The organism is Micromonospora sp. WMMD558, assembly GCF_049315255.1.
Classification (GTDB): domain Bacteria; phylum Actinomycetota; class Actinomycetes; order Mycobacteriales; family Micromonosporaceae; genus Micromonospora.
This window is the reverse complement of sequence record NZ_CP186061.1, coordinates 4,041,695-4,068,104: the sequence shown is the minus strand read 5'-3', so window position 1 is coordinate 4,068,104 and position 26,410 is coordinate 4,041,695. Positions and strand designations below refer to the sequence as shown.

Below are 26,410 nucleotides of genomic sequence, written 5' to 3'. Positions count from 1 at the left end.
ATGTCGACCCACGACTTCATCGCCATCGGGCTGGGCCCGTACAACCTGGGCCTGGCCTGCCTCACCGCACCGATCGACGACCTCGACGGGGTGTTCCTGGAGACCCGGGACGGCTTCGACTGGCATCCCGGGATGCTGCTCGAGTCGACCCGGCTGCAGACGCCGTTCATGGCCGATCTGGTCACCCTCGCCGACCCGACCTCGCCGTACTCCTTCCTCAACTACCTGAAGGAGAGCGGGCGACTCTACCCGTTCTACATCCGGGAGAGCTTCTTCCCCCTGCGCGCCGAGTACAACGACTACTGCCGGTGGGCCGCCGCGAAGCTGCCGAACCTGCGGTTCGGGCACACCGTCACCGCCGTGGAGTACGACGAGGCCGACGACCGCTACGTGGTGCACGCCGACACGGCCGACGGCACCGCCACCTACCGGGCCCGCCACCTGGTGCTCGGCACCGGAACCCCGCCGTACGTTCCGGACGCCTGCGCGGGTCTCGGCGGCGACCTGATCCACAACTCCCGGTACCTCGACAGCCGGGACGCGCTGCGGGCCAAGCGGAGCATCACGGTCGTCGGCAGCGGGCAGAGCGCCGCCGAGATCTACCACGACCTGCTCACCGACATCGACACGTACGGCTACCAGCTCAACTGGGTCACCCGGTCGCCCCGGTTCTTCCCGCTGGAGTACACCAAGCTCACCCTGGAGATGACCTCACCGGACTACGTGGACTACTTCCACGCCCTGCCGGAGCAGACCCGCTACCGGCTGGAGTCCGACCAGAAGGGCCTGTTCAAGGGGATCAACTCCGACCTGATCAACGACATCTACGACCTGCTCTACGCCCGCAGCCTCGACGGCCCGGTGCGGACCCGCCTGCTGACCAACACCGAGCTGACCAGCGCCGCCCACGACGCCTCGACCGGCCGGTACCACCTGGGTCTGCGCAACGTCGAGCAGGGGCGGGACTTCACCCTGGACACCGAGGGCCTGGTCCTGGCCACCGGCTACCACTACCGGGTCCCCGAGTTCCTGGAGCCGGTCCGCGACCGGCTCCGCTGGGACTCCCACGGCCGCTTCGACGTCGCCCGCAACTACAGCATCGACCACACCGGCCGCGTCTTCCTCCAGAACGCGGGCACCCACACCCACAGCATCACGTCGCCCGACCTCGGCATGGGCCCGTACCGCAACTCGTGGATCATCCGCGAGCTGACCGGCCGCGAGCACTACCCGATCGAGAAGGCCATCGCCTTCCAGGAGTTCGGTGCGCCCGCGGGGGCGATGTCATGACCGTGTTCACACGGCACGACGACCGGCTCGGGGAGTTCGCGCTGCGCCCCCTCGACGCCGACGCCGACGCGGCGCTGCTGCACGGCTGGGTCACCCATCCCAAGGCCGCGTTCTGGCTGATGCAGGACGCCGACGTGGCGGCGGTCGCCGAGGAGTACCGGAGGATCGCCGCCCACCCGCACCACGAGGCGTACCTGGGTCTGTGGCGCGGCGCCCCCGCCTTCCTCGCCGAACGGTACGACCCCGCCCGGGTCGAGCTCGTCGGCCGGTACGACGCCGCGGACGGCGACGTCGGCATGCACTTCCTCTGCGCCCCCACCGACACCCCGGTGAGCGGCTTCACCCGCGCGGTGATCACGACCGTCATGGCCTGGCTCTTCGCCGACCCGGCGGCCCGGCGGGTCGTCGTCGAGCCCGATGTCCGCAACACCGCGGTGCACGCGCTCAACGCCGCCGTGGGCTTCACCGTCGTGGGCCCGATCCGCAAGCCCGAGAAGGAGGCCCTGCTCAGCGTCTGCACCCGCGAGCAGTTCCTGGCCGCGACCCGAGGAGGGGTGCCCGCGTGAAGGCCACCGCATCCGTGGACCATCTGACCCCCGACGCCTGGGCCACGGCCAACCGGCTGCTGGTGCGCAAGGCACTCGCCGAGTTCGCCCACGAACGTCTCATCACCCCCGAGCCGGCCGGCGCCGGGCGGTGGGTGGTCCGCAGCGACGACGGCACGGTGGCGTACCGGTTCGCCGCCCGGCGCCTCGCCCTCGACCACTGGCAGGTCGACGCCGACAGCATCAGCCGGCACCGCGACGGCGACGAGCTGCCGCTGGACGCCGTCGACCTCTGTCTCGACCTGCGCGACGCGCTCGGCCTCACCGACGCGATCCTGCCGGTGTACCTGGAGGAGATCACCTCCACGCTCGCCGGCACCGCGTACAAGCTCGGCAAGCCCCCGGTGAGCGCCGCCGAACTCGCCCGGGCGGACTTCCAGGCCGTGGAGACCGGCATGACCGAGGGGCACCCGTGCTTCGTGGCCAACAACGGCCGCATCGGGTTCGGGGTGCACGAGTACCACCGCTACGCCCCGGAGGCCGCGGCGCCCGTCCGGCTGCTGTGGCTGGCCGCCCACCGCGACCACACCACCTTCACCTGCGCGGCCGACCTGGACTACGACACGCTGGTGCGGGCCGAGCTGGACGCCGACACGGTCGACCGCTTCGCGGGTGCCCTCACCGGCCTCGGCCTGGACCCGGCCGACTACCTGCTCATCCCGGTGCACCCGTGGCAGTGGTGGAACAAGCTGGCGGTCACCTTCGCCGGCGAGGTCGCCCGCCGCCGGCTGGTCTGCCTGGGCGAGGGACCGGACGAGTACCTCGCCCAGCAGTCGATCCGCACGTTCTTCAACGTCACGGAGCCGACGAGGCACTACGTCAAGACCGCGCTGTCGGTCCTGAACATGGGCTTCATGCGCGGCCTGTCCGCCGCGTACATGGAGGCGACGCCGGCCATCAACGACTGGCTCGCCGACCTGATCGACAACGACCCCGTACTCAAGCGGACCCGGCTGTCGATCATTCGGGAGCGGGCCGCGGTCGGTTACCGGCACCGCCAGTACGAGGCCGCCACCGACCGCTACTCCCCGTACCGGAAGATGCTGGCCGCGCTCTGGCGGGAGAGCCCGGTCGCCGGCCTGGAGCCCGGCCGCCGGCTCGCCACCATGGCCTCGCTCCTGCACGTCGACCGTGACGGCCGCTCGCTCGCCGCCGCGCTGGTCGCCGAGTCCGGGCTGGCGCCGACGGTGTGGCTGCGCCGCTACCTGGATGCCTACCTGGTGCCGCTGCTGCACAGCCTCTACGCGTACGACCTGGCCTTCATGCCGCACGGCGAGAACGTCATCCTCGTCCTGCGCGACGGCGCGGTCGAACGGGTGGTCTTCAAGGACATCGCCGAGGAGATCGTGGTGATGAACCCGGAGGCGGACCTGCCGGAGCCGGTACGCCGGATCCGGGCCACCATCCCGGAGGACGAGAAGATCCTGTCCATCTTCACCGACGTCTTCGACTGCTTCCTCCGCCACCTCGCCGCCATCCTGGACACCGACGGGACCATCGTCGAGGAGGACTTCTGGCGGACGGTCGCCGAGTGCGCGCTCGACTACGCCGACAGCGTCCCGCACCTGGCCGACCGGCTGCGCCGCCACGACCTGTTCGCCGAGGAGTTCACGCTGTCCTGCCTCAACCGGCTCCAGCTGCGCAACAACCAGCAGATGGTCGACCTGGCCGACCCGTCGGCCGCGCTCCAGTTCGCCGGCACCCTGGCCAACCCGCTCGCCCCCTTCGCGCCGACCCGATGAACGCCGATTCGGTGGCCGCCGCGGCGGCCGGCCCGGCGAACCACGCCGGACCGGCCGCCGGCCCGTCGGGCGACGCGCCACCCCGGTCCCCCACCCGGTGGCTGATCCTGGCCGTGCTCTGTCTGGCCCAACTCGTCGTGGTGCTGGACAACACGGTCCTGACCGTGGCGGTGCCGGTGCTCACCACCGAGCTGGGTGCCAGCACCGCCGACGTGCAGTGGATCATCAACGCGTACGCGCTGGTGCTGTCCGGGTTGCTGCTCAGCGCCGGCAGCGCCGCCGACCGGTACGGGCGGCGCCGGATGCTGCTCGCCGGGCTTGTCCTGTTCGGCCTCGGCTCGCTCGCCGCCGGGCTCGCCGGTTCCGGCAGCCAGTTGATCGCCGCCCGCGCGGGCATGGGTGTCGGCGGCGCCCTGCTGGTCACCGCCACCCTCGCGGTCGCGATGCAGGTCTTCGACGCAGCCGAGCGGTCCCGCGCGATCGGCATCTGGGCGGCCACCAGCGCGCTGGGTTTCGCGGCCGGGCCACCGATCGGCGGCGCCGTGCTCGCGCACCTGCCCTGGGGTGCCATCTTCCTGATGAACATCCCGATCGTGCTGGTCTGCCTTCTCGTCGGCCGGGTGCTGATACCCGAGTCGCGGGGTCCGGCCGGCGGACGGCTCGACGTGGGTGGGGTGGTGCTGTCCACCGCCGGCCTGACCGCGGTCGTCTGGTCGATCATCTCCGGACCGGAGCGGGGGTGGGCATCGGCCGAGGTGCTCGGCGCGGGCGCTGCCGGCGTGCTCCTGCTGGGGCTCTTCGTCCACTGGGAGCGGCGGGTCCCCGACCCGATGCTCGACATGCACTTCTTCCGGGACCGCCGCTTCGTCGGCGCGATCTCCGGGGTCGTCCTGATCACCTTCGGTGCCACCGGCGCGCTGTTCCTGCTCACCCAGCACCTGCAGTTCGTCCGCGGCTACCCCGCCTGGGAGGCGGGTCTGCGGATGGCGCCGTTCGCGCTGTCCATCGTGCTGCTCAACGTCACCGGCGCCGCCGCGGTGGCGATCCGTCGGCTCGGGTTGCCGGCCGCCATCGCGGTCGGCATGACGCTGCTCGCGGCCGGTCTCCTGCTCGTCACCCACGCCCCCGCCGACGGCTACGCGGTGCTGCTCGGTGGGCTGCTCGTCATGGGTACGGGCTGCGCGCTGGCGAACCCGGCGATCGTCGAGGCGGTGATGAGCGCCATCCCGGCACAGAAGGCCGGCGCCGGGGCCGGTGTCGACGGCACCATGACCGAGGTCGGGAGCAGCCTCGGCATCGCCGTGCTGGGCGCCGTGCTGAACGCCCGGTTCACCGCCCTGCTGCCGGCCGCGCTGGTCGGCGCCGGATCGTTCCCGGCGGCCCTCGCCGCCGCCGGCTCCGGTGCGGACCGTGAAGCCGTCACCGTCGCCTTCGCCGCCGCGCTGGAGACCGGCCAGACGGTGGGCGCCGCCGCCGTCCTGGTCGGCGGCCTGGTCGCCGCCGGACTGCTGCGCCGGGCGGAGCGGTCCGGCTCGCCCGACCACGCCGTCGCGCCGCCACCCGTCGCGCCGTCGGGCGTCGCGCCGTCGGGCGTCGTGCCGGCGGCTGACGGCTGACGGCTGACCGGGACACACCCGACAGAAGCTCGCAGACCAGGAACATTAGGGTAGGCTGCCCTAACCAGCATGATCGGCCAGTCGACGGAGGCGGGATGCGGCTGTACCTCACCGCGCTCAACCCCACCGACGCCGTCCTGGAAGGATTCCTCCCGGCGGCCGCCTCACTCGGACTGCCGGTCACCGTGCTGACCGACCGGCCCGAGCAGTGGCCCGCCGGCACACCGGTTGCCCGGTGCGCCGTCCGCGACGCGGCCGCCGTCGTCACGGCGGCGGTCCGACCCGCGGCGCTGCTGTCCAACAGCGATCACCTCCAGGAACCGACCGCGATCGCCGCCCGCAAGCTCGGCCTGCCCGGCAAGGACCCCGACGCCGCCCGGCTCTGCAAGGACAAGGCCGCGGCCCGCCGGGCTGTCGCCGCCGCCGGGCTCGACCTGGTCCGCGCCGTCGCCGTCGACCCCGGCACGGCACCCGACGTGCCGGAGGCGATGTTCCCCGCCGTGGTCAAGCCCCGCGACGGCGTCGCGAGCGAGGACGCCTATCTGGTGACCGACCCCGGCGAGCTGGCCGCGCGGATCGACGGGATCCGCCGCCGCCGGCCCGAGGTCGCGCTGGTGGTCGAGGAGTACCTGGCCGGTGAGCTGCGGACGTACGACACCCTCGGCGACGCCGCCGGCCTCGCCGTCCTCGGCGGGTGGCACACCGGCCTCGGCCCGCCACCGACGTTCACCGAGACGACCCTCGACTGGTCTCCCCCGGCGGAACGGGACGACGTCGAGCTACGGGCCCGGCTCGACGTGCTCGGCGTACGCTTCGGCGCCTGCCACACCGAGTACGTCGTCCAGGACGGCCGAGTGCGGCTGATCGAGGTGAACTACCGCCTGATCGGCGACCGGATGGACCTGATCCTCGCCGAACTGCTCGGCGTGCCGCTGTTCGAACACGTCATCCGGCTGCACCTCGCTGAGCCGCTGACCGCCCTCGACCTGCCCGTACCGGCCGCGGTCGCCCGGCACGCCCGCGTCGAGTACGTCTGCGCCGACCGGTCCGGCCGGCTCACCGCCGCTCCCGGCCGGCTGGACACCGTCCGGGACGGCGTCCGGCTGGCCTGCCGGCCCCTGCGCGAAGTGGGCCGGACCGCCGACCGCACCGGCACCAACCGCGACTACCTCGCGGCGCTGCACGCCATCGGCCCCGACCGGGAGACCGTCCGGACCGCGCTGGCCGCCTTCCGACGCGGCCTGCGGTGGACGATCGTCGCATGACCGACGACAGCGAACGGCAGGTTTTCCGCCGGGTGCTCGACGCCCTGCTGCGCGAGGACCACCTCGGCCTGTCCAGCCGCGGCCGACAGGACGGCCCCGGCTGGTGGGCGGTGCGGCACCCGGCCGGGCTGCTGCGCATCCCGGTCCGCGCGGACGGTTTCCAGCAGGCCCTCCGCAGCGCCGCGCCCGTGCTGCACGTCCTCGCCGAGGGGACCGTCCGCGACGTGGACACCGTGGACGGTCTCCTGGCACTGCTCGCCCCGCCGGACGACCCGGAGGCCGAATCCGGCTGGGCGGCGTTCACCGTCGAGTGCCGGGCCGACCTCGCGGCCCGCCGGCTCGCCGCCGGGGCCCGGCGGCGGGTGCTCGCCGCCGTCGCGGCCGAACGCGCGGCAACCCCCGCCGGCATGCCGGCGGCGCTGCTCGACGACGTGCTCGCCGCGTACGCCGGCCATCCGGTCTACCCCACCGACCGCTGCCGGCACGGGCTCGGTGACGAAGAACTACACCGCTACGCCCCCGAACACGCACCCCGCTTCACCCTGCGCTGGTACGCCGCCCGCGCCGGGGCGGTGCGGCTCACCGGCGACCTGCCCGACTGGTGGCCGCCGGCGCGGCGGCCCGACCGAGTGCTGATGCCGGTGCACCCGCTCACCGCGGAACGCTACCGGCTGCCGGCGACCGACCGGCCGGCGATCACCGTACGGCCCACCCTCTCCATGCGGACCGTGGCGCTCGCGCAGGACCCGTACACCCATCTGAAGCTGCCGCTGCCGACCGCGACCCTCGGCGCGCGGAACCGACGGACCCTGCATCCCGACACTCTCGCCGACGGCGCGGCGGTCGCCGGGCTGCTCGACCGGATCGCCGGCGCGGAACCGGCCTTCGCCGGCCGGATCCGGCACGCCGACGAGGGCACCTACGGTGCCGCGGGCGGCGACGAGCGGCTCAGCTTCCTGCTCCGCCGCTTCCCGCGCGACCTGGCCGGGGTCCGGGTGGTGCCGGTCGCGGCCCTCGCCGCGCCCGATCCGCAGGCGGGCACCGTGCTCGAACGGCTCGGCGAGCCGGTGGCAGTCGTGGAGTCCTACCTGGACCTGCTGCTCGACTGGCACGTGTGCCTCTGGCTACGGTACGGGGTGGCCCTCGAGGCCCACCCGCAGAACATTCACCTGCTGGTGCATCCGGACGGGACGGTCGGCCTGCTCTACAAGGACAACGACGGCGCGCGGCTGGACCCGCGCCATCGCGGGCCCGACGGACCACCGCTGCGGGACGGGCGGATGTGGGCACGCGATCCGCAGGAGCTGGCCGACGTGTTCATCACCATCACCCTGCACCTGGCCGCGGCGGCACCCCTGCTCGCCCTCGCCGCGCGCGGGCTGCCCGTACCGTCGCCGGCCGCCGCGCTGGCACCGAGGCTGGCGGCGGCCCGCGACCGCTGGGGCGACGGGCCGGCGGCACGGTTCTTCACCGAGCGGGTGTTACGCGCCGCCCGACTTCCGGTCAAGGCGATGCTCACCGCCGGCACCCTGTTACCGAAGCAGCGGCTCGGCTGCGCCGACGTCAACAAGTACTACCGGCGTACCGGCCCGAACTACCTGCGGGAGACGCCATGACGGACACGGTGTCGCGACCTGGGCAGTGCCTCGACACCGACCGGCGCGCCGACCTGGCCGCCGCCCACGCCGTCCTCGGCTGCCTGGTACGCGAGATCGCCCTGCCCGACGGCGACGTGACCGTGGGCGGGGGCGCGGTGGTGCTGCGGCTACGGAACTCCGACGCGACGCTGCGCTGCGCCACCGCCCGGGTGTCACCGCTCGGCGCGCACCGCTACGCCGGCCCGGTGCAGCTGCGGCTCGGCGGCGACCGGTGGACGGACGTGGACGCGGGCCGGCTGGCCGGGCTGGTCGCCGCGGAACTCACCGCCCGCACCGGCCGGACGAACGACGAGTTCGTCCGGCAGGTGCGGGCCAGCCGGGACGCGGTGACCCGGCTGCTGGCCGATCGGCCGGACCGGGATCCCACCCCCACCGGGGAGCCCGCCGTCGACGCGTACGTGGAATCCGAACAGTCGCTGCTCTTCGGCCACCCGTACCATCCCGCCCCCAAGTGGCGCAGCGGCGACCCGGACAGCTGGCGGGCGTACGCGCCGGAGCTTCGCTCCGCGTTCCGGCTGCACTGGCTCGCGGTGCCGGACGACCTGGTCGCGGGCGCCGGGCCGTTCGATGCGCTGCTGGCGGGCCTCGACCCCCCGCGCCCGCCGGCCGGGCACCGGGTGCTGCCCGTACATCCCTGGCAGCTGGCGCTGGTTCCGCCGGCACATCCCCGGGTCCGCCGGCTGGGCCCGGCCGGCGTCCCGGTACGCCCGACGGCGAGCGTCCGCACCCTCTACGCCCCCGAGGCCGACCTGTTCGTCAAGGCCAGCCTGCACGTGCGGATCACCAACTGCCTGCGCAAGAACGCGCGGTACGAGCTCACCGGAGCGGTCGCCCTGACCGAGCTGCTGTCCCGCCTGCCCATGCCGCCCGGGGTCGCGCTGCTCGCCGAGCCCGCCTATCGCACGGTCGACGCTCCGGACGCCGACGAGGCGTACGGCACGATCCTGCGCACCGGCCTGCGCCCCCACCTGGAGCCGGGGGACACCCCGTTGCTGGCGGCGGCGCTGGCCGCCACGCCGCTCCCGGTGGCGGACCCGGTGACCTGGTGGCGGGCGTACGTCGGGCTGCTGGTGCCGGCGGTGCTGCGCAGCTGGCTCCGGCACGGCGTCGTGCACGAGGCGCACCTGCAGAACGTGGTCGCGGTGCTCGACGCCGAACGCCGCCCGGTGCGGATGCTGCTGCGCGACCTGGAGGGGGTCAAGCTGGACACGAGCCGGTGGGCCGGCTGGCCCGCCGGCGTCCCGTCGCAGGCCGCGTATGGGCCCCGGGACGCCCGCCGCCGCGTCGTCTACTGCCTGTTCGTCAACCACCTGGCCGGGATCTGCGGCGCGCTCGCCGACGCGCGGCCGGGCATCGAGCCGCTGCTGTGGCGGGAGGTCGGTGCGGTGGTCGAGGCGGTGGCCGCCGACCTCGGCGATCCTCCCGAACTGCGTGCGCTGCTGCGCGGCGAGCCACTGGTGGCCAAGGCGAACCTCCTGGTCCGGTGGCGGCGCGACGCCGACCGCGCCGCGCCGTTCGTGCCGGTGCCGAACCCGTTCGGTGGACCGCGGTGACCCGGCCGGTGTACGTGCACGACCTCGACGGGCTGGCCGCGCACGTCCGGTCCGTCCGGGCCGCCCTGCCGCGCCGGGTCGAGCTGCTGTACGCCGTCAAGGCGAACCCGGACCCGGGTGTGCTGCGGACCCTCGCTCCGGTCGTCGACGGGTTCGAGACGGCCAGCCGCGGCGAGCTGCGGCGGATGGCCGAGGTGCTGCCCGGACTGGTGCCGGCCGCGTACGCCGGGCCCGGCAAGACCGACGAGGACCTCGCCGCCGCCCTGGCCGCCGGGGTGGACCGCGTCCACGTCGAGTCGCCGGCCGAGCTGCGCCGCCTCGGCGCGCTGGCCGCCGCGGCGGGCACGTCCGCCCGGGTGCTGCTCCGGGTGAACCTCCCGGTGGCCGCCCCCGGGGCGAGCCTGGTCATGGGCGGCGGGCCCAGCCCGTTCGGGATGGACCCGGCCGACGCGGTGGAGTGCGTCCGCCGTCCGCCCACCGGCGTCGAGGTGCGGGGCGTCCACGCCCACCTGGCCAGCGGGCTGGACGCCGCGCTCGCCGGGGCGGTCGCCGCCGCCGTGGTCCGCTGGTCGGTCGCCGAGGTGGGGGCCGCGGAGGTCGACGTGGGCGGCGGCATGGCCGTCGACTACGCCGACCCGGCGGCACGGTTCGACTGGGTGGGCTACAGCCGGGCGCTGGCGGACGTCCTCGACGCACACCCGCGGCTGCGGCTGCGCGTCGAGCCGGGGCGGTCGGTGACCGCCTACTGCGGGGCGTACCTCGCCGAGGTGGTCGACGTGAAGCGCTCGCACGGCGAGTGGTTCGTGGTGGTGGAGGGCGGCACGCACCACCTGCGCACGCCCGCGGCGAAGGGGCATCCGCAACCGTTCACGGTGCACCGTCGGCGGGACGCCGACGGTGCCCGCACCGACGGCGGGCCGGTCACCGTGGTCGGGCAGCTCTGCACCCCCAGGGACGTCCTGTCCCGGTCGACCACGGCGGGGCCGATCGGTGTGGGGGACGTGCTGGTCTTCGCCATGGCCGGGGCGTACGCCTGGAACATCAGCCACCGGGACTTCCTGCTGCACGAGCCGCCGGAGTTCCGGACCGGCGACCCGCACCGGGTGGCCGCCGAGTGGGCCGCCCGACCGTCCCGGTCCTGACCGGGCCGCCGGTGAGCCTCAGCGGCTCACGCCGGCGGCTTCGCCGGCCCGGCCAGTACCGACCGCCAGTGCCGCCACCGCTGAGCCGGGGACGTCAACACGCAGTCACCGCACGTTCCGCCGCCCGGAATGCGGTAGTAGAGGCAGCAGTTTCGCCGCACCAGGAACCACCGGACCCGGTTCGGATCCGGCCGGACCAGGGTGCCGGTGCCGGCAAGCGGCGGCAGCTCCAGCGCCCCCGCCAGGACCGCGCCGGCCCGCTCGGCGTGCGCCGGCGCGGCATCGGCGAGCACCCCGGCAGCGCCCGCCAGGGCGGAGGCGACGTTGCCCCACAGGACCTGCGGTGACAGTCGGAACCGGGCTCGGAATGCGTCCAGCAGCAGCCGCACCGGGCCCTGCGCCGCGGTCTCGACCAGCGCCGCCGAGACCGAACGATCGTCCAGGTCACCGGTGGGCAGCACGTCGAGCGGGCCGTGCGCGAGCGGCCAGGGCCCGGCTGTGGGTGGACGCCACCAGAGGTCTTCCGAGCCCGCGAGCGGCAGGGCACCACCCACGACAGCCGCCCCGAGCGGCGGGGACACCAGCCGCGCCGCCAGGCCCAGGAAGGTGACCGACGCGACGACGCGCACCGGTACGGCGTCCGCCGGCAGATCGCACCGCGTACGCAGCGTGGTGGCCGCCGCGTCCACCCGCTCGGCGAGGACGTCGCCGTCGAGCAGCTCGGTCAGTGGCCGCCAGCCCGCCCGGTCGGACCACGGGGACCAGGCGAAGAAGGGGCCCAGCACGGAGGCCGCCGCCAGCGCCTGCCGGGCGTCGCGTGGTTCGGACGGCGGTCGCGGCGGCGCTGCCACCTACCGGCCGGCGGCCACGGGCACCGGCTGCCGCGACAGGCGTGCGCCCCGCTCGGCCATCAGGCCGAAGACCAGACCGAGCGTCGTCCACACGACGAGTTGGGTGCCCAGCGACGCCAGCCGGAAGTTCCAGAGCAGGATCGGCGAGAAGCCTTCCGGGACCTCCTCGATCGAGGGCAGCAGCGCCAGCGCGAGCCCGACGACCAGGACGAACGCGCCGGCTCCGACGAGGCCCGCGTTCCAGGTGCCGAGCCGGGCGACCTGCGCTCGGCCGAGGTATCCGCCGAGCGCCACCCCGGCGAGCGCGATCACCATCATCAGGAAGAACAGCGAGGTGCGTCGACCGATGGTGTCGGGGTCGCCGGTCGCCGGCGGGTTGGCCGGGTACTTGAGCCACGGCACCAGCGCGACCACCACGAACCCGGTGAGCGCGACCAGCACCGCGGTCGCCCGCGGGCCGAACCGACCGATCCGCCCGTAGGCGGCGGCGAACACCATCGCGAAGATCCCGCCGAGGGCGACGGCGTAGATGAGCGACGCGGTGAGCAGGCCGACGGTGCTCTGCACCGTCCGGCTGATGCCCTCCGGCTCGCCGGCCACGGCCGGCTCCGGTGCGGCGTTGGCCTCCTCGAATGCGATCGCCTGGTCGATCGGACCTTCACCGACGAAGTAGGCGAACACGAATGCCAGGAGTCCGGCGGCGAGGCCGGCGAGCATGCCGCGGACGAGCAGGGCGCGGGGTGACAGCATGGTTTCGGACCCGCCCGTCAGTGGCAGGGGAAGCCGAGCAGGTGACGGCCGTCGTGCACGAACTCGTGCACGTTCGCACCGCTGACCACCTGGAAGACACCCTGCTCGGTGCCGACGAAGTAGAGCAGCACGAGGGCCAGCACCGTGCCGAAGAGCAGCCACGGCTGCAGCTCACGCCACGGAATGGCGACGGGCGGGGTGACCGGGCGGGGCAGGGCGGAAGACGGGCTGGACACGGGCAACCTCCTCGGGATCACGCGTCCCACAACGGGTTCCAGTGACGGTGGCGGGTCTGACTTCCGCGTCACCCCTTGCCTACCGGGTGGACGCGGTCACAGTGGCGCGACCGTGCCGGAATTGCACCGGCTTCCGCACACATCGTCGCCCCGGACGCTACGGTCGGCGACGCCACAATGTCAACTGTGGCCTCGCCGACCGCCGAGGGCCCGACCCCACTCCCCCGCCGAGCTGGCCGCTCTCCTCGCCCACGCGGAGCCGACGGCCGGCGCCGACCCGGCGGGGCCGTGACGGTCAGCTCCGCAGGCCGACCGGTGGGCCGAACCGGACCGGGACACCCGGCGAGTAGAGCACGCTGACCGGATGCGCCGTCGGCGGCGGAAGCCCGGCGGCGGTGACCAGCTCGTCGTCCAGATGCAGCAGCTCGGCCCGGTGCAACGGCCAGCGGGGGTGCCAGTTCGGCAGGTGCAGGGTGCGGCCCCACGCCCGGGTGTGCAGACCCCACCGGGCGGTGACGAAGTGCTCCAGCGGGGTCGGGTCGACGACCCGCTCGCCCACCCGGACCGCCATCCGGCTCGTCGTGCCGGCCGGACCGGGCCAGCGGCGCCGGAGCCGGTACGTGAGACGGTCACCATCGCGGTCCAGGCGCATCGCCGACCAGAGGTACGGCAGCCGCAGTGTCGCCCGGGCGACCAGCACCGGAACCAACCGGGACGCGTCGAGCGAGCGGAACACCACGGCACGCCGGCCGGTGTCGTCGACCGAGTACAGCCGCACGTTGGTCTCCCAGAAGGTGCCGAAGTACGGCACCCCCGGCCCTCGGCCCAGGCCCAGCCCCACCATGCGGAAGCCGATCAGACCGACGTAGGTCGAACCGTCCATCATGTCCGGTCGGGTGCCGGGCGGCAGCAGGGGCGCCACCAGATCCGGTGCGACCGCCCAGTGCAGGAAGGTGAGATCGTCCCAGCGCTGCCGCAGGATCGCTCGCGGAAACGCCTGCTCGGGCGCGCAGTCGACCGGCTCGATGTGCACACGTCCATCCTGCCCTGGGTGGGCGCCGCCGGGACGTACCGTGCCGGCCGGCTCCACCGCGAGGCGGCGGGACCGGTTGCCGGCTGCGGTCACGCCGCCGTGGTTCGTTGCCGGTGGGTGGCGTCGGCGTGGGGACGGCGGGCGGCGACGAATCCGAAGACGGCGGCGGTGAAGAACATCACGGTGCCGTAGATGGCCGGCGGCATGGCGATGTCGTTGTTGCCGAGCAGGGCCGGGCTCAGCGCGATCGTGATGGCCAGGGTCGCGTTGTGGATGCCGATCTCGAACGAGGACGCGACGGCTTCCCGGTGCCCGACGCCGGACAGGCGCGGCGCCGCGTACCCGATGGCCAGGCTGACCAGGTTGAACAGCAGGGCGACGAGGCCGACGGCGCCGACGGCGGCGGCGAGCTCGTCCTTGATGCCGATCACCGCGCCGGTGAGCACCACGACGAGGACCACGATGGAGAGAATCTTCACGGGGCGCTGCATGCGCGCGGCGAAGTCGGGACGGTGCCGGCGGACGGCCATCCCGATCGAGATCGGGATGAGGACCAGCGCGAACACCTGGAAGACCTTGTCGAACTGGAGGCCGATCGAGCTGTCCGAGCCGATGAACGCGGCCACGGACAGGTTGACGATCAGGGGCAGGGTGAACAGCGCGAGCACCGAGTTGACGGCGGTCAGGGTGACGTTGAGCGCGACGTTGCCCTTGAACAGGTGACTGTAGAGGCTGGCCGTGCTGCCGCCGGGCGAGGCGGCGAGCAGCATCATCCCGACCGCCAGCTCCGCGCGCAGGCCGGCGGCGACCACCAGGCCCAGGCAGATGACCGGCAGGACCAGCATCTGGCAGACCAGGGAGACGAGGACGGCCCGGGGGTAGGTCACGACGCGACGGAAGTCGTCCACGGTGAGGGTGAGCCCGAGACCGAGCATGACGATGCCCAGGGCGACGGGGAACAGCACGATCGACAAGCCGGTACTCATGGCGGTGGCCTCCTGATCGCGGTAGGCGAACGACCCCCGGATCGTCACACCGGGGCGGCGCGACCGTCATCTCGTGATGTGCGCACTCCGCGACGCCCGCCCGGGCCGGCGGCCCCGGCCCGGCCGGTTGGCCGGGCCGGGGCCGGCGTGCCGTCAGTGGCAGTGCCCGGCGTTCGCGGTGACCCCCTCGTACCGGTCGTGGTGGGGGAACTCGTTGACGTACCGCTGCCGGCCCAGCGGCGTCAGGTCCAGGTAGTGGTAGGTGGTGAGCACCGCGTCGAGACCGCGGCCGTACGTCGAGTAGGTGTGCAGGACCCGGTCGTCCGCGTCGGCGACGAAGACGCTCAGCCCGTGCGCCTCGCCGTGCAGGTGGTGCGCCAGCCCCTCCCGCTCCAGGGTCGCGCGGTCCTTGTAGTTGTACGCCACCGGCGCCACCGCCTCGTCGAGGGTGACGTGGAAGTCGTAGTTGAAGTCGCTGCCGTGGGACGAGTACCAGGGGAAGGTCCAGCCCATGCGGTCCTTGAACGGAGCGATGGACGACAGCGGCGCGCGGGAGACGGCGACGAACGTGGTGTCACCGGCGTGCAGGTGCGCGAGGTGGCCCAGGTTGTCGACCAGGAACGAGCAGCTCGTGCACCCCTCGCTCCAGCTCGGGTCGAACATGAAGTGGTAGACGACGAGCTGCCGTCGTCCCTCGAACATGTCGCGGAGCCGTACCGGCCCGTCCGGTCCCGCGAACCGGTAGTCCTTCTCGACGACGACGGCCGGCATCCGGCGACGCAGCGCGGTCACCTCGTCCCGCAGCCGGGTGAGGTGCTTCTCCCGGTCGAGCAGCTCCGTGCGGACGGCCAGCCACTCCTCCTGCGACACGACCTTCAGATCATCCATGTGCGGCACACCCTTCCGATCCAGGGAGAGTCACCATCACAGCACGGTCGGTGAAGGTCCGGGAATGCGCGGTCGTGCGGTGTCGATGGCCGCGGCCGGCCTACCGCGGCGGGGGTGACGCGGAGCCGAACCCCGTGTCGAGGTCCGGCCGGCCGGGCATCGGCGGGCCGTCCTGCGCACCGCGGGCGAGCCGGCTGTTGCGGCGGCTGTACAGGAAGTAGACGAACAGTCCCAGGACCATCCAGGCGACGAAGCGCAGCCAGGTCTCCACGGTGAGGAACAGCATCAGCACGACGCAGGCGACGATCGCGAGGACCGGTATCACCGGCCCCCAGGGCACGCGGAAGCCGCGCGGCAGGTCCGGGCGGGTACGGCGCAGCAGGATGACCGCCGCGGCGACGAGAACGAACGCGAACAGGGTGCCGATGTTGACCAGCTCGGCGAGTTCCTCCAGCGGGACGAACCCGGCGAGCACGGCCACCAGGAGGCCCACGATGACGGTGATGCGGTGCGGGGTGCCGTAGCGCGGATGCACCCGGCTCAACCAGCGCGGCAGCAACCCGTCCCGGCTCATGGCGAACGCGACCCGGCTCTGACCCAGCATAAGGATCATGACCACGGTGGTCAGTCCGGCGAGAGCGCCCAAGGTGATCAGGTTGGCGAAGAAGGGCTGGCCGACCGCCTGGAACGCCGCGGCCAGCGGTGCCGCCGTGTCCAGCTCGGCGTAGTTCTGCATGCCCACCACCACCAGCGAGACGGCGACGTAGAGCGCGGTGCAGATCGCCAGCGAACCGAGGATTCCGCGGGGCAGGTCACGCTGCGGCACCCGGGTCTCCTCCGCCGCGGTGGCCACGATGTCGAAGCCGATGAACGCGAAGAACACGAGTGCCGCCGCGGCGAAGATGCCGCTGACGCCGAAGTTGGCCGGCGCCTGCCCGAAGATGGCCTCCAGCAGGGTTGCCTCGGCGCCGGTTCCGCCCGCCGCCGGCTGGGCCGGCGGGACGAACGGCACGTAGTTGTCGCCCTTCAGGAAGAACAGCCCGGCGGCGATCACGAAGAGCACCACCGCCACCTTGATGGCGACCACCACGGCGTTCACCCGGGACGAGATCTTGATGCCGGCGACCAGGACCGCGGTGAGGAGCAGCACGATGAGCGTGGCGGGCAGGTTGAACACGCCGCCCTCGCCGCCGGTGACGGCGGCGGGCAGCGTCACCCCGAGCGTCTCCAGGAGCACCGCGAGGTACTGCGACCAGCCCACCGCCACCACGGCTCCGGCCAGCACGAACTCGAGGATGAGGTCCCAGCCGATGATCCACGCGACCAGTTCGCCGAGCGCCGCGTACGAGTAGGTGTAGGCGCTGCCCGCGACCGGGACCGTGGACGCGAACTCCGCGTAGCACAGCGCCGCCAGCGCGCAGGCGACACCGGCCAGGACGAACGACAGCGCCACCGCCGGTCCGGCGGACCGGTTGGCGGCCACGCCGGTGAGCACGAAGATGCCCGTACCGATGATCACGCCGACGCCGAAGACGGTGAGGTCCAGTGCCGACAGCTCCTTGCGGAGCTGGTGCTCCGGCTGCTCGGTGTCCCGGATCGACTGCTCGACCGATTTCCTGCGCAAGAGGCTCACGACCCGACCACCTCACCGTTCCAGAGCGACTGACGACTGCCCACCGGCTAACGACTGACCCGGGAAACTGGAAACTAACTAGACCTCGACCCCGGGGATGCGGTGACCCGGCTGCGAACCGTTGGTGGGTTCTGTGGTCGCCGGCGGCACGATTGCGGCGGCCAAGGCGCGGATCTCCGGGGCCATCGTCGCGGCGGCCGGTTCGCGGCGCAGTTCGCGCAGCAGCCCGGCGACCATGCCGACCATCACGAACAGGAACGGCAGTGCGGCGAGGATGGTCAGCGACTGCAGGGCGGACAGCCCGCCGGCGAGCAGCAGCACCGCGGCCACCAGCCCGGTGAGGACGCCCCACAGGGCGACCAACCAACTCTTCGGCTCGATGGTGCCGCGGGACGAGAGGGTGCCCATCACGACCGACGCGGCGTCGGCGCCGCTGACGAAGAAGAGCGCCACCAGCACCATCACCAGGATGGCGGTGACGGTGAAGAGCGGGAACTCGCGCAGGACCGCGAAGAGCGCGGCCTCCGGGCTCTCCGCCACCGCGGCTGACAGGTCGGTGCCGCCGAGCTGCAGGTCGATGGCGGTCCCGCCGAACACCGAGAACCAGACGAAGCTGACCAGGCTCGGGATGGCCACCACACCGAGCACGAACTGGCGGATGGTGCGGCCCCGGGAGATGCGGGCGATGAAGGCGCCGACGAACGGGGTCCAGGAGATCCACCAGGCCCAGTAGAAGATCGTCCAGCCCGCCATCCACTCCTCGCCGCCGAATGCTCCGGTGCGGAAGCTCATCGGGATGAGGTCGTACAGGTAGCCTCCGGTCGACGCGGTGAGCGTGTTGAGGACGAAGACCGTCGGGCCCACCACGAGCAGGAAGAACAGCAACGCCACCGCGAGCACCATGTTGGTGTTCGACAGGAACTGGATGCCGCGCTTAACGCCGGTGACGGCGGAGACGACGAACGCCACGGTGAGGACCGCGATGATGCCGATCGCCAGCGGAGTGGACTTCGGCACGTTCCAGAGGTTCGTCAGGCCGCTGTTGATCTGAAGGGCCCCGAGGCCGAGGGAGACCGCGGACCCGACCAGCGTCGCGAAGATCGCGAAGATGTCGATGGCCTTGCCCGCGCCCCGCTCGGCGCGCTCGCCGATGAGCGGGACGAAGGTGCTGCTGATCAGGCCCCGGCGACCCTTGCGGAACGTGAAGTAGGCGAGCGACAGGCCGACCACGGAGTAGATCGCCCACGGGTGCAGCGCCCAGTGGAAGAACGAGTACTCCATGGCCACGCGGGCGGCCTGCTGGGAGTTCGGTTCGGTGAGACCCCGCGGCGGCGTACCCAGGTGAGACAGTGGTTCGGCGGCGCCCCAGAACATGAGTCCGATGCCCATGCCCGCGCTGAACATCATCGCCACCCAGGAGACGGTGGAGAACTCGGGCTTCTCGTCGTCCCGGCCGAGCTTGACGCGGCCGTACCGGCTCAGCGCCAGCCAGACCGACAGCACCACGAAGGCGGCGCTGGCCAGCACGAAGACCCAGCCGAACGCCCTGACCACCCAGTCGAGCGCCGCGCTCGTCACCGACGCCAGGTTGTCGGTTGCGACGATGCCCCACAGGACGAAGAGCACGGTCACCGCAGCGGCGATGCCGAGCACCGTCCGGTCGACGTCCCGCTGGCCGCTCTCCGGCTGGGCCGCGTCGCCCGGCGGGATGTCGTTCTCACTCGCCGCACGTGTGGCAGGCACCGCCATGGTCTGTGGACCTCCTTGATGTTCGGTGACAAGGCGGCCACCACTCTCGGTGTCGATCTTTGAGCTGGACCTGCTATTCCATGACAGTTGCGTGACAGGGCTGGTGCGCAACCAGCACGAATCGGTCAGCCCGGCCGCGCGCGGTGACGGTTCACACTGCTGCCCCTCCGCGGAACGCGGTTACGCGTGGCGCCGCACAACAGCGAAACTGCGACTGTCCGTGGTCGGGGGGCGGGCCGTCCTGTGTTTCTGAGTCACCGCCGGGCGCCGTGGGGTGACGCGTCGGCACGACCGCACCCCGGCGGGGCCGCCTGAGCTGCCGGGACGATAGCGTCGGGGGCGATGTCTACCCCGTCCGGACCGGCCAGCCTGACCAGGGCCGAACGTGCCATCGATGCCCGCTTCCGCGCGATCCTGGCGCGGCTGCCCCGGAACGGGCCGGCCGGCTGGCTGACCGAGTTCGCCGTCTTCGGGCTGAAGCAGGCCTGGGCGTGCGTGTTCGGTGCGGCGATGCTGGCGGTCATCCTCGCGGCGCACCTGTGGTACCCGGACGACGCGGCACTGGCCCGCAACGACGTCCTCACTCTCGCCGCGGTCGCCATCCAGGTCGCCATGGTGGCCGGACGCCTGGAGACCCTGCGCGAACTGCGGGTGGTGGTTCTGTTCCACGTCGTCGGCACGGTGATGGAACTGTTCAAGACCCACGTCGGCTCGTGGACCTACGAGCCGGACGGCGTGCTGCGGCTCGGTGGGGTGCCGCTGTTCAGCGGCTTCATGTACGCCGCCGTCGGCTCCTACATGGTCCGGGTCAACCGGCTGTTCGACCTGCGTTTCGTGCGCTACCCGAGGCGCTGGGTGACAGCTGTCGTGGCGGCGGCCATCTATGCCAACTTCTTCACCAACCACTACCTCCACGACATCCGATGGCTGCTCATCGCCGCCGTCGCGCTGGTGTTCGGGCGGTGTGTCATGCAGTTCCGCATCTTCCGGTTCCGCTGGCGCATGCCGCTGCTGCTGGCCTTCCTCCTCGTCGCCTTCTTCATCTGGCTCGCGGAGAACATCGCCACCTGGTCGAACGCGTGGCTCTACCCGAGCCAGGTGGGCGGTTGGCAGCCGGTTTCGGCGGCGAAGCTCGCGTCGTGGTTCCTCCTCATGATCATCTCGGTGGTGCTGGTCACCTGGATCGCACCGCCGCAGCCGCCCGACGACGGGCAACCGGCAGCGGCGGACGCCGACGCGGCTCAGCCCGCCCCCGTCCTACCGACAGGCTGAGCCGGTCGGCGGGCGTACCGCCGCCGACCGGCCGGCGGACGGTCACCGGTCAGGTGTGGCCGTTCCGCCTCGCCGCCGCCTGGCGGCGCAGTTCGTGGCGCGCCAGGGCGTTCCTGTGCACCTCGTCGGGTCCGTCGGCGAAGCGCAGCGTGCGAATGCCGGCGTACGCGGCCGCCAGCGGGAAATCCTGCGAGAGGCCGGCGGCACCGTGCACCTGGATGGCCTTGTCGAGAATCCACTGGACCGTCCCCGGAGTGGCGATCTTGATGGCCTGGATCTCGGTGTGGGCACCCTTGTTGCCGACGGTGTCCATCAGCCAGGCCGTCTTGAGCACGAGCAGGCGCAGCTGCTCGATCCGCACCCGGGACTCGGCGATCCACTCCCGGATCACCCCCTGCTCGGCCAGGGGCCGGCCGAACGCGGTCCGCTGCTCGGCGCGGGCACACATCAGCTCGACGGCCTGCTCGGCGAGGCCGATGGAGCGCATGCAGTGGTGGATGCGGCCGGGGCCGAGCCGGGCCTGGGCGATCGCGAACCCGTCGCCCTCGGCACCGATCAGGTTCTCCACCGGCACCCGGACGTCGTGGAACTCCAGCTCGGCGTGCCCGCCGTGGTCGTGGTCGTCGTACCCCAGCACCGCCATGCCCCGCTTGATCTCCAGGCCGGGCGTGTCCCGCGGGACCAGCACCATGGACTGCTGACGGTGCCGCTCGCCGCTCGGGTCGGTCTTGCCCATCACGATGAAGATCCGGGCGTTGGGGTTCATCGCGCCGGTGATCCACCACTTGCGTCCGTTGATCACGTACTGGTCGCCGTCCCGCTCGATGCGGGTGGAGATGTTCGTGGCGTCCGAGGACGCCACGTCCGGCTCGGTCATCGCGAACGACGACCGGATCTCACCGTTCAGCAGGGGCTCCAGCCACTGCTTGCGCTGCTGCTCGGTGCCGAACATCGCCAGCACCTCCATGTTGCCGGTGTCCGGTGCGGCGCAGTTGAGGGCGGCGGGCCCGAGCGGGCTACGCCCGGTGATCTCCGCCAGCGGGGCGTACTGCAGATTGGTCAGCCCGGCCCCGTGCTCGCCCGGCAGGAAGAGGTTCCACAGCCCGCGCTCCCTCGCGGCGGCGCGCAGCTCCGCGAGTACCGGCGCCGAATCCCAGGCCCACCGGTCGTCGAGCTGCCCGAGCTGTTCGCGGAAGATCGGCTCGGCGGGGCGGATGTGGCTGGCCATGAAGTCCAGGAGGTTGTCGCGCAGCCCTTCGGTCCTGGGGTCCAGGTTGAAGTCCATCAGTGCTCCTTCAGGTAGGTCAGGCCGGCGTCGAGCAGTACCTCGGTGACCTCGCCGAGGCGCTCGAAGCCGGTGCCGACGGTCTGCCCGCGCAGGTGGCGGTAGTGGATGCCCTCGCAGATCGCGGCGAGCTTGAAGGCCGCCAGGCCGAGGTGGAAGCCGAGTGGTGGGAGGGGGTCGGTGCTGCGGATGGCGTACCGGTCGAGTATCTCGTCCTCGGTGAGGAAGCCGGGCGCGGAGGAGGCGTCGGCCATCGCCTCGCCGACGAGTCGGCCGACCCGCTGGTAGAGCACCAGCAGGGCCAGGTCGGTCAGCGGGTCGCCGAGGGTGGCCATCTCCCAGTCGATGACCGCATCGATCCGGTCGTGATCGTCGGTGAGGACGTTGTCGAGGCGGTAGTCGCCGTGGACGATGCCCGGCGCCGACGCGCTCGGCACGGCGGACGTCAGGCGGGCGTGCAGCTCGTCGGCGGCCGGCAGGTCGCGGCAGTACGACGCGTCGAGCTGTCTCCTCCAGCGGCTCACCTGCCGGGCGAGGAAGCCCTCCGGCCGGCCGAAGTCGGCCAGCCCCACGGCCGCCGGGTCGACCGCGTGCAGGGCGGCGAGGGTGTCGACGAGGCGGGTCGAGACCACCCGGGTGCGTTCCGCGCCGAGCCGTTCCAGTTCGGCAGCGTGCCGGTACGCCGTACCGGCGACCCGTTCCATCACGTAGAACGGCGCACCCAGCACGTCGACGTCCGAGCAGAGCCCGTAGGTCGCCGGCACCGGCACGTCGGTGGCCCGCAGCGCCGACATGACCCGGTACTCGCGGGCCATGTCGTGCGCCGTGGACAGCACGTGACCCAGTGGCGGCCGCCGGACGATCCAGGTCGTCCGTCCGTCCCCGACCTCGTAGGTGAGGTTGGACTTCCCACCGGCGATCAGCCGCGCGGTCAGGCCGCCGCCCGCCCCGGGCACCGACGCGGCGAACCAGTCCGCGAGCCGGGCCAGGTCCAGGCCCGGTGGTTCCTGTGGTGGGGTACGGGTCACGGGACCAGGATGCTGACGGTCTCGACCACGCAGGCGGGCTTGTCGGCGCCGGCCAGCTCGACCGTCACCTTCGCGGTCAGCTGGTAACCGCCGCCGCCGGGCACCAGCGACAGCAGTTCTACGCCGGCACGCACCGACGAGTCGACGGGGACCGGAGCGGGGAAGCGGAGCTTGTTGGCGCCGTAGTTGACCCCCATGCTCACCCCCTCGACCTTGTACACCTGCCAGACCAGCATCGGCACCAGCGACAGGGTGAGGTAGCCGTGGGCGATGGTGCCGCCGAACGGGCTGCGGGCCGCCTTGACGGGGTCGACGTGGATCCACTGGCGGTCACCGGTCGCCTCGGCGAAGGCGTCGATCTGCTGCTGGCTGACGGTGTGCCAGGCGGAGTAGCCGAGGTGCGTGCCGACGGCCCGCTCGAGTTCCTCGATGCCCTGGAAGACCTTCATCGTCACTCCCTCCCGCTCAGGCCTTCGGCCCGCCGGCGACGTACAGCACCTGACCGGAGACGAAACCCGCGCCCTCGCTGACGAGGAACGACACGGCGTGCGCGATGTCCTCGGGCGTGCCGGTGCGGGCGACCGGGATCTGCGCCGCGGCGCCCTTCTTGAAGTCGTCGAACGGCACGCCGAGCCGCGCCGCGGTCGCGGCGGTCATCTCCGTCTCGATGAAGCCGGGGGCGATCGCGTTGACGGTGACACCGAACTTCCCGAGTTCCAGGGCGAGGGTCTTGGTGAAGCCCTGCAGCCCGGCCTTGGCGGCCGCGTAGTTGGCCTGCCCGCGGTTGCCCAGCGCGGACGTGCTGGACAGGTTGACGATCCGCCCCCAGCCGGCCCTGGTCAGGTAGCCCTGGACGGCGCGGGTGACGAGGAACGAGCCACGCAGGTGCACGTTCATGACCGCGTCCCAGTCGTCGGCGGTCATCTTGAACAGCAGATTGTCCCGGGTGATGCCGGCGTTGTTGACCAGGACGGCGGGCTCCCCCAACTCCTCGGCGATCCGGTCCACGGCCGCCCCCACGGCCTGCTCGTCGGCGACGTCGGCGCCGACGGCCAGGGCCCGGCCGCCGCCGGCCTCGATCTGCTCGACGACCGGCTTGCACGCCGCTTCGTCCAGGTCCACCACGGCGACGGCGAAGCCGTCCCGCGCGAGCCGCTTCGCGACGCCGGCACCGATGCCACGGGCCGCTCCGGTGACGACGGCGGTACGGGTGATGGTCATGGGTCAACTCCTCACTGGGTGGGGGATGTGGCAGGGAAGGACGGTCACGAGACGTACACCACCCGGCCGACCGTGACGCCGTCGGCGAGCCGCTGGATCCACTCGGCCGCGCCGGCGAGCGGGAGGCGCTCGCTGACCAGTGGCCGTACGGCGCCCTGGTCGGCCAGCGCGGTGAGGGCCCGATGGCATTCGCCGACCGCCGCCGGGTCGTAGCGGTGGTAGAGGCCCCAGTGCAGGCCGACGATGGAGTAGTTCTTCACCAGGGCGTGGTTGAGCGCGGCGGACTGGATCCGGCCACCGGCGAAGCCGACCACGAGGATCCGCCCCTCGAACGCGACGCACTTGGTCGACCGCTGGTAGGTCTCGCCACCGACCGGGTCGTACACGACGTCGGCGCCCCGGCCACCGGTCTCGGCCCTGACCACCTCGACGAAGTCCTCGTCGTGACGGTCCACGACCACGTCGGCGCCGAGCGCGCGGGCGACCGCCGCCTTCTCCGGACCGCCCACGACGCCGATCACCCGGGCACCGGCCGCCCTGCCGAGCTGGACGGCGGCGCTGCCGACTCCGCCGGCCGCCGCGTGGACCAGCAGCGTCTCGCCCGCGCGCAGGCCGGCCCGGCGGTGCAGGCCGAACCAGCCGGTCTGGTACCCGATGTAGAGCGAAGCCGCCTCGGCGTCGTCGAGCGCGGCGGGCGCGGGAAACGTCGTCGCCGCCTCCAGCACCGCGAGTTCCGCGAACCCGCCGGACGGCAGCGCCGCGCCGCCGAGCACCCGGTCGCCGACGGTGAATCCGTCCACCCCCTCGCCGAGGGCGACGACCTCGCCGCACAGCTCGACGCCGGGGGTGAACGGGAGCTGCGGCTTGACCTGGTACTCGCCGCGGCACATGAGGACGTCCGGGAAGTTCGCCGGACAGGCCCGCACCTTCACCACGAGCTGGCCGGGACCCGGCTCCGGGTCGGCCACGTCGTCGAGCCGCAGCACGTCCCGGGGCTCGCCGAGCGCGGCCACCCGCCATGCCTTCATCACAGCACCCCCTGGTCCTCGAACTGTCGCTGGATCCGGTTCATGCCGTTGAGCCACCGGTCGGTGTCGGTGGCGCGGTGCACGTAGTAGTCGGCCACCCGGGGATGCGGCAGGACGAGGAACCGGTCGTCGTGGAGGGCCCGCCACGTCGCCTCGGCCACGTCCTCCGGGGAGAGCGCCCCGTCGTGGCTGAGCATCTCCTGCAGCGGCCCGGCGTTCTCGAACATCCGGGTGCGCACGCCCTGCGGGCAGATGGCCTGCACCACGATCCCCCGGTGCCGGTACGTGGCCGACAGCCACTCGGCGAACGCCACGCAGGCGTGCTTGCTGACCGAGTACGCCGGATTCCCGATCGCCGTGAGCAGCCCGGCCGCGGACGCGGTCACGACGAACCGGCCCGAACCACGCGACACCCAGCTGGGCATCAGCAGCCGCGCGGCCCGCACGTGCGCCATCACGTTCACCTCGTGGCTGGCGGCCCACTCCTCCTCGCCGGCCCCGAGCCCCCGGCCCCGCTCGATCCCGGCGTTCCCGAACCACATGTCGATGCCGCCGAGGTGGTCGCGTGCCGCCTCGACCAGCGCGGCGACGCCCTGCTCGCCGGCGGCGTCGCCCGGAGCGGCGTGACCGCCGATCTCGTCGGCCACCTGGACGGCCGCGTCGGCGTCGAGGTCGTTCACCACGACCCGCGCTCCCTCGGCCGCGAGTCGGACGGCCAGGGCCCGGCCGATGCCGTGGCCGGCGCCGGTGACGACGACGCCCTGGTCCCGTACCGGCATCAGACACCTCCGGTCAGGGTGAGGCCACCGTCGAGGACCAGCAGCTGGCCGGTGATCCAGGCGGCGTCCTCCGACAGCAGGAACGCGACGGCGCCGGCGACGTCCTCGGCGACACCGAGCCGCTTCAGCGGGTACGCGGCCGCCACCTGTTCCTCCCGCCCCTCGTAGAGGGCGGTGGCGAACCTCGTCTTGACGACGGCCGGGGCGACGGCGTTCACCCGGACGTCCGGGGCGAGCTCCACGGCGAGCTGTTGGGTGAGGTGGGTGAGCATCGCCTTGGTGGCGCCGTAGAACCCGATGCCCGGCGCGGGACGGACACCGGCCACCGAGGAGACGTTGACGACGGCGCCGCCGTGCCCCTTCATCCAGACCCGGTGGACCTGCTGCACCCACGACAGGGTGGCCAGGCAGTTCACCTCGAAGACCTTGCGGGCCGCCGCGGGGTCCAGTTCGACCATCGGGCCGTACGCCGGGTTGATGCCGGTGTTGTTGACCAGCAGGTCGGCGCTGCCGAAGGTGTCGACGGCGCGGGCCACGACCTCGGCCTGGTGGTCGGTGTCGTCCGCGTGGCCGGCGACGGCGAGGGCGTGCTCGGGGCCCAGCCGGGCGACCGCCTCGTCGAGCGCCTCCCGCTTGCGGGCGGTGAGGACGACCTTGGCGCCGTCGGCGACCAGCCGCTCGGCGATGGCCAGCCCGATGCCCCGGCTCGCGCCGGTGACGATCGCGGTCCGTCCAGCGAACCTTGCGGGCGTCGGTGCTACTCCGTTGCGAGGTGTGGTCACGACACGGCTCCGAGGTTA

The 26,410-nt window shown here is 72.7% G+C and carries 24 protein-coding genes and 1 riboswitch; of the genes, 9 read left to right on the top strand and 15 right to left on the bottom strand.

Annotation, left to right across the window (positions count from 1 at the left end; genetic code table 11):
* The 8 genes from ACN26Y_RS19415 to ACN26Y_RS19380 all read left to right on the top strand — a co-directional run bounded on the left by ACN26Y_RS19415 (position 1) and on the right by ACN26Y_RS19380 (position 10,871).
* Entirely contained in the window at positions 1-1,290 is a 1,290-nt protein-coding gene (locus tag ACN26Y_RS19415) for a lysine N(6)-hydroxylase/L-ornithine N(5)-oxygenase family protein (protein WP_155331649.1), read from the top strand.
* The gene (locus ACN26Y_RS19410) at positions 1,287-1,856 is read left to right on the top strand and encodes a GNAT family N-acetyltransferase (protein ID WP_422733206.1); all 570 of its coding nucleotides are present in this window, start codon (positions 1,287-1,289) and stop codon (positions 1,854-1,856) included. The genes ACN26Y_RS19415 and ACN26Y_RS19410 overlap by 4 nt, the downstream gene beginning before the upstream one ends.
* The gene (locus tag ACN26Y_RS19405) at positions 1,853-3,637 is read left to right on the top strand and encodes an IucA/IucC family protein (RefSeq protein ID WP_422733205.1); all 1,785 of its coding nucleotides are present in this window, start codon (positions 1,853-1,855) and stop codon (positions 3,635-3,637) included. Before ACN26Y_RS19410 ends, ACN26Y_RS19405 begins: the two co-directional genes overlap by 4 nt.
* The gene (locus ACN26Y_RS19400; RefSeq protein ID WP_422733204.1) at positions 3,634-5,253 is read left to right on the top strand and encodes an MFS transporter; all 1,620 of its coding nucleotides are present in this window, start codon (positions 3,634-3,636) and stop codon (positions 5,251-5,253) included. The genes ACN26Y_RS19405 and ACN26Y_RS19400 overlap by 4 nt, the downstream gene beginning before the upstream one ends.
* A 95-nt stretch (positions 5,254-5,348) precedes the next feature.
* Entirely contained in the window at positions 5,349-6,518 is a 1,170-nt protein-coding gene (locus ACN26Y_RS19395) for an ATP-grasp domain-containing protein (protein ID WP_422733203.1), read from the top strand.
* Positions 6,515-8,134: an IucA/IucC family protein gene (locus ACN26Y_RS19390; protein ID WP_422733202.1), complete on the top strand. Its 1,620-nt coding sequence runs from the start codon at positions 6,515-6,517 to the stop codon at positions 8,132-8,134. Before ACN26Y_RS19395 ends, ACN26Y_RS19390 begins: the two co-directional genes overlap by 4 nt.
* Complete coding sequence (locus ACN26Y_RS19385) at positions 8,131-9,729, top strand: IucA/IucC family protein (RefSeq protein ID WP_422733201.1); 1,599 nt, start codon at positions 8,131-8,133, stop codon at positions 9,727-9,729. The genes ACN26Y_RS19390 and ACN26Y_RS19385 overlap by 4 nt, the downstream gene beginning before the upstream one ends.
* On the top strand, positions 9,726-10,871 hold the full coding sequence (locus tag ACN26Y_RS19380) for an alanine racemase (RefSeq protein WP_422733200.1): 1,146 nt from the start codon (positions 9,726-9,728) through the stop codon (positions 10,869-10,871). Before ACN26Y_RS19385 ends, ACN26Y_RS19380 begins: the two co-directional genes overlap by 4 nt.
* Before the next feature lie 26 nt (positions 10,872-10,897).
* On the opposite strand, the gene ACN26Y_RS19375 is transcribed toward ACN26Y_RS19380, so the two are convergent.
* From ACN26Y_RS19375 to ACN26Y_RS19340, 8 genes are all read right to left on the bottom strand, one after another.
* Positions 10,898-11,656: a (2Fe-2S)-binding protein gene (locus ACN26Y_RS19375; protein ID WP_422733199.1), complete on the bottom strand. Its 759-nt coding sequence runs from the start codon at positions 11,654-11,656 to the stop codon at positions 10,898-10,900.
* 66 nt (positions 11,657-11,722) lie between these two features.
* Complete coding sequence (locus ACN26Y_RS19370) at positions 11,723-12,472, bottom strand: CbtA family protein (RefSeq protein WP_155331641.1); 750 nt, start codon at positions 12,470-12,472, stop codon at positions 11,723-11,725.
* A 17-nt stretch (positions 12,473-12,489) separates the two neighbouring features.
* Complete coding sequence (locus ACN26Y_RS19365) at positions 12,490-12,708, bottom strand: CbtB domain-containing protein (protein WP_155331640.1); 219 nt, start codon at positions 12,706-12,708, stop codon at positions 12,490-12,492.
* Between the two features lie 32 nt (positions 12,709-12,740).
* Positions 12,741-12,900, bottom strand: a riboswitch (cobalamin riboswitch).
* Between the two features lie 103 nt (positions 12,901-13,003).
* A complete protein-coding gene (locus tag ACN26Y_RS19360) occupies positions 13,004-13,741 on the bottom strand; it encodes a YqjF family protein (RefSeq protein WP_155331639.1) in 738 nt (245 codons plus the stop codon).
* An 89-nt stretch (positions 13,742-13,830) separates the two neighbouring features.
* Positions 13,831-14,727 (bottom strand): bile acid:sodium symporter family protein, encoded by an 897-nt coding sequence (locus ACN26Y_RS19355; protein WP_422733198.1) that lies wholly within the window; start codon positions 14,725-14,727, stop codon positions 13,831-13,833.
* 153 nt (positions 14,728-14,880) lie between these two features.
* Positions 14,881-15,615 (bottom strand): DUF899 domain-containing protein, encoded by a 735-nt coding sequence (locus ACN26Y_RS19350; RefSeq protein WP_422733197.1) that lies wholly within the window; start codon positions 15,613-15,615, stop codon positions 14,881-14,883.
* 100 nt (positions 15,616-15,715) lie between these two features.
* Positions 15,716-17,248: an amino acid permease gene (locus tag ACN26Y_RS19345; protein ID WP_155331636.1), complete on the bottom strand. Its 1,533-nt coding sequence runs from the start codon at positions 17,246-17,248 to the stop codon at positions 15,716-15,718.
* 78 nt (positions 17,249-17,326) lie between these two features.
* A complete protein-coding gene (locus ACN26Y_RS19340) occupies positions 17,327-18,991 on the bottom strand; it encodes a BCCT family transporter (RefSeq protein WP_230688646.1) in 1,665 nt (554 codons plus the stop codon).
* 348 nt (positions 18,992-19,339) lie between these two features.
* Between ACN26Y_RS19340 and ACN26Y_RS19335 the strand changes: the two genes are divergently transcribed.
* Positions 19,340-20,269: a DUF817 domain-containing protein gene (locus ACN26Y_RS19335; protein WP_422733196.1), complete on the top strand. Its 930-nt coding sequence runs from the start codon at positions 19,340-19,342 to the stop codon at positions 20,267-20,269.
* Between the two features lie 49 nt (positions 20,270-20,318).
* On the opposite strand, the gene ACN26Y_RS19330 is transcribed toward ACN26Y_RS19335, so the two are convergent.
* Genes ACN26Y_RS19330 through ACN26Y_RS19300 form a run of 7 tightly spaced genes read right to left on the bottom strand, consistent with a single transcriptional unit; the run spans position 20,319 to position 26,392 of the window.
* Positions 20,319-21,554 carry an acyl-CoA dehydrogenase family protein gene (locus ACN26Y_RS19330; protein ID WP_155331634.1) on the bottom strand — a complete coding sequence of 412 codons (1,236 nt, stop codon included), beginning with the start codon at positions 21,552-21,554 and terminating at the stop codon, positions 20,319-20,321.
* Positions 21,554-22,582: a phosphotransferase family protein gene (locus ACN26Y_RS19325; protein ID WP_422733195.1), complete on the bottom strand. Its 1,029-nt coding sequence runs from the start codon at positions 22,580-22,582 to the stop codon at positions 21,554-21,556. Before ACN26Y_RS19325 ends, ACN26Y_RS19330 begins: the two co-directional genes overlap by 1 nt.
* Complete coding sequence (locus ACN26Y_RS19320; RefSeq protein WP_155331632.1) at positions 22,579-23,031, bottom strand: MaoC family dehydratase; 453 nt, start codon at positions 23,029-23,031, stop codon at positions 22,579-22,581. The genes ACN26Y_RS19325 and ACN26Y_RS19320 overlap by 4 nt, the downstream gene beginning before the upstream one ends.
* A 16-nt stretch (positions 23,032-23,047) precedes the next feature.
* The gene (gene fabG, locus ACN26Y_RS19315; RefSeq protein ID WP_155331631.1) at positions 23,048-23,803 is read right to left on the bottom strand and encodes a 3-oxoacyl-ACP reductase FabG; all 756 of its coding nucleotides are present in this window, start codon (positions 23,801-23,803) and stop codon (positions 23,048-23,050) included.
* A gap of 44 nt (positions 23,804-23,847) precedes the next feature.
* Positions 23,848-24,831: an NADPH:quinone oxidoreductase family protein gene (locus ACN26Y_RS19310; RefSeq protein ID WP_422733194.1), complete on the bottom strand. Its 984-nt coding sequence runs from the start codon at positions 24,829-24,831 to the stop codon at positions 23,848-23,850.
* Positions 24,831-25,610 carry an SDR family NAD(P)-dependent oxidoreductase gene (locus tag ACN26Y_RS19305; RefSeq protein ID WP_422733193.1) on the bottom strand — a complete coding sequence of 260 codons (780 nt, stop codon included), beginning with the start codon at positions 25,608-25,610 and terminating at the stop codon, positions 24,831-24,833. The genes ACN26Y_RS19310 and ACN26Y_RS19305 overlap by 1 nt, the downstream gene beginning before the upstream one ends.
* A complete protein-coding gene (locus ACN26Y_RS19300) occupies positions 25,610-26,392 on the bottom strand; it encodes an SDR family oxidoreductase (RefSeq protein WP_422733192.1) in 783 nt (260 codons plus the stop codon). The genes ACN26Y_RS19305 and ACN26Y_RS19300 overlap by 1 nt, the downstream gene beginning before the upstream one ends.
* Positions 26,393-26,410 lie beyond the last annotated feature (18 nt).